At 42.6% G+C, this 2,846-nt stretch carries 3 protein-coding genes; 2 read left to right on the top strand and 1 reads right to left on the bottom strand.

Annotated elements, in window-relative coordinates; genetic code table 11:
* Positions 1 to 1,120: 1,120 nt before the first annotated feature.
* Positions 1,121 to 1,270, bottom strand: a complete 150-nt coding sequence (locus tag TW81_RS19340) for a hypothetical protein (protein WP_156980993.1) — start codon at positions 1,268 to 1,270, stop codon at positions 1,121 to 1,123.
* Between the two features lie 766 nt (positions 1,271 to 2,036).
* Between TW81_RS19340 and TW81_RS18635 the strand changes: the two genes are divergently transcribed.
* Positions 2,037 to 2,636, top strand: coding sequence for a DUF6338 family protein (locus TW81_RS18635; RefSeq protein WP_045957243.1), 600 nt, complete (start codon positions 2,037 to 2,039; stop codon positions 2,634 to 2,636).
* A 1-nt stretch (position 2,637) separates the two neighbouring features.
* The gene (locus TW81_RS18630; RefSeq protein WP_038176174.1) at positions 2,638 to 2,823 is read left to right on the top strand and encodes a hypothetical protein; all 186 of its coding nucleotides are present in this window, start codon (positions 2,638 to 2,640) and stop codon (positions 2,821 to 2,823) included.
* Positions 2,824 to 2,846: the final 23 nt, after the last annotated feature.

Genomic DNA, 2,846 nt, shown 5'->3' with positions numbered 1-2,846 from the left:
GGCGTTAGGTTGCTTTTAAGATTGTAGGCTTAGTAGTCCTGCGCTCAGCCACTTCTAGTCCATCAATTGAAGTTACTTTCTTGTCAGTGTGGCTCGAACATCTTCACGTGAAAACTCAGTCTTGTGGCTAAAGTTCAAGTTCAGTGGTTCACCGTTTTTGAGTTTGAACGGCTACATTCGGCTGTCAGAAACCGCTTTTTCCAATAGGTTCTTGGCTCGGTGTTTTGAAGCTCGACGCATTTTGGCTCAGTGAACCACCGCAAATTTAGTGAAGTGCTTGTCATTTGAGTTCAGTGGTTGTTGCGGTGCTTTGTACATTGGTGTTTTATAGGTCAACCACTACATTCCAAATCGGCAAAGGCACTTGGAATAAGCATTCCTAACAAACTGCTTAAGACGGACTGCCAACGCTCGGCGGTTTTACTTCTGGTCTAGTTTGGTGTTTACGGTGGCTTGTTTGGGTTTTGTGGCAGGTTGGCAGCCACTTAGCAGGGCGTTAGGTGCAAGGAGGTATCATGATCAAAAGGCACGATTGGAAAGTAAAAGAAGTACCTGACCAAAAATCGACTTGGGTTTCAAAAAAACGTTTTCGAATTCTGATGCCAATAAAATATTATGTGGTCATAAGCCCGCAGAAATGGAAGATAAGTGGTTTATCTATTCAGAAGATAGTTGGGTGTATTTTGTTCGAAGTTGGACAGGGCATTATATTTTCGGAATTGAACTGTCTAATAACGTGCAGGGTGAAATATCGGTAATATCTAGCTGGGTCAATGGCAATAATGAAATATATCGTTCACAAGGTAGAGGACGAGATATTGAGGTATTGAATGGCATTATCATAAGTAAGTTCGGCGTTGAAACAAGCACCTAACAAAGCGTTCAAGACGGATTCACAACGCTTGGCATTTTTAGTTCGAATCAGCTTTAGTGTTTATGGCACAATGGTTTAGGTTAAGTGGTCGCGTTGTTCACCACTTAACGCGGCGTTAGGTTGCTTTTGAGATTGTTGGCTTGTTAGTCCTGCGCTGAGCCACTTCAAGTTCGTCATTTGAAGTTACTTTTATGTCTGTGTGGCTCAAACATCTTTATGTGAAAGCGTAGCTTAGTGGCTAAATTTCTAATTCAGTGGCTCACCGTTTTTCAGCTTGAACGGACGAGTTAAGTTTTCAGAAACCGTTTGTCCCATAAAGTTCTTCAGCTCGGTGTTTTGAAGTTCAGCGCATCTTGGTTTCAGCGAACCACCGCAAAAGAGTGAAGTGTTTGTCATTTGAGCTCAGTTCCTGTTGCGGTGCACTTCGCATTGGTGTTTTATAGGTCAACCACTGCATTCCAAATCAACAAAGGCGCCTGGAATAAGCATTCCTAACAAACTGCTTAAGACGGACTGCCAACGCTCGGCGGTTTTACTTCTGGTTAGGTTTGGTGTTTACAGTGGCTTATTTTGGTTTAGTGGCATGTTGGCAGCCACTTAGCAGGGCGTTAGGTTGCTTTTAAGATTGTAGGCTTGTCAGTTCTGCGCTCAGCCACTTCCAGTCCATCAATTGAATTTACTTTCGCGTCAATGTAGCTCGAACATCTTCACGTGAAAGCTTCGTTTTGTGGCGCAATTTCAAGTCTGGAGAATCACCGTTTTTCAGCGTGAACGGCCAAGTAGTTTTCAGAAACCGCTTGTCCCAAAGAGTTCTGCGATTCGGTGTTTTCAAGTTCTGCGCATTTTGGTTTGGGTGAACCACCGCAAAAGAGTGAAGTGCTTGTCATTTAAGTTCAGTGCTTGTTGCGGTGCATTCAGCATTGGTGTTTTATAGGTCAACCACTGCATTCCAAATCAGCAAAGGCGCTTGGAATAAGCATTCCTAACAAACTGCTTAAGACGGACTGCCAACGCTCGGCGGTTTTACTTCTGGTCTAGTTTGGTGTTTACGGTGGCTTGTTTAAGTTTAGTGGCAGGTTGGCAGCCACTTAGCAGGGCGTTATATGCATATGGATGTCTTATGATATGATGTGTCAGAACGCTATATTGAACGGAATCAGAAATGAGCATTTGGGATATAGATAAATTACAACTTTTCATCATGTTTGTTATTCCCGGCTTTATAAGTATGAAAACTTATGAGCTTCTTTATCCTTCCCATTTGAAGGACTCATCAAAGCAGTTAGTCGATGCAGTCACATATAGTTGTATAAACTATGCCATTATGTACTGGTTTATCGTTGCCGTTGAAACTGGAACAGGATCTGAAAGTTTCAAAATCGCACACCCAAATTTATATATTTTCTTTTACGTTTTCGTGTTACTGGTGTTCCCCGTTATTTTAGCTTTCTCATGGAAAGCGTTAAGGGAATCGGAAAAATTTAAGAAAAACATACACCATCCAACCCAGAAACCATGGGACTACTTTTTTGCACAAGGTAGATGTTATTGGGTGAAAGTAATCCTTAATAATGGAACTGTTATAGCAGGTTATTATGGTCCAAAATCGTTCGCTTCCAGTTCTCCTGCTGACGAGCAGCTATACCTCGAGCAAACGTGGAAACTTGGAAGTGATGGCTCATTTGAGCGAGCGATAAACAAAACTGCCGGAGTAATTATCTTGACCAGCGAAATCTCTCATATTGAATTTAGGGACGTTTAAAATGACAGAAAGAAAAATTTCAAATAATGGTTATCAACCACAAGTATCACCTTCAGATCTACACAAAGGCTACCAGCCTTCCCAGCCAGCGCCTATGCCAAGTGGTGAGCCTGGTGCCGGTTATCAACCTACTGGTGCAGGTGACAGCCCGACAAACCCTACACCGACTCCTCCTGGCGCTGAGTAAAGCACTTAGTATCAAGTTTGAAG

This window comes from Vibrio galatheae (assembly GCF_000967545.1).
In the GTDB taxonomy this organism is placed as follows: domain Bacteria; phylum Pseudomonadota; class Gammaproteobacteria; order Enterobacterales; family Vibrionaceae; genus Vibrio; species Vibrio galatheae.
The sequence above is the reverse complement of the archived record's forward strand: the minus strand, read 5'-3'. Positions and strand labels throughout refer to the sequence as shown.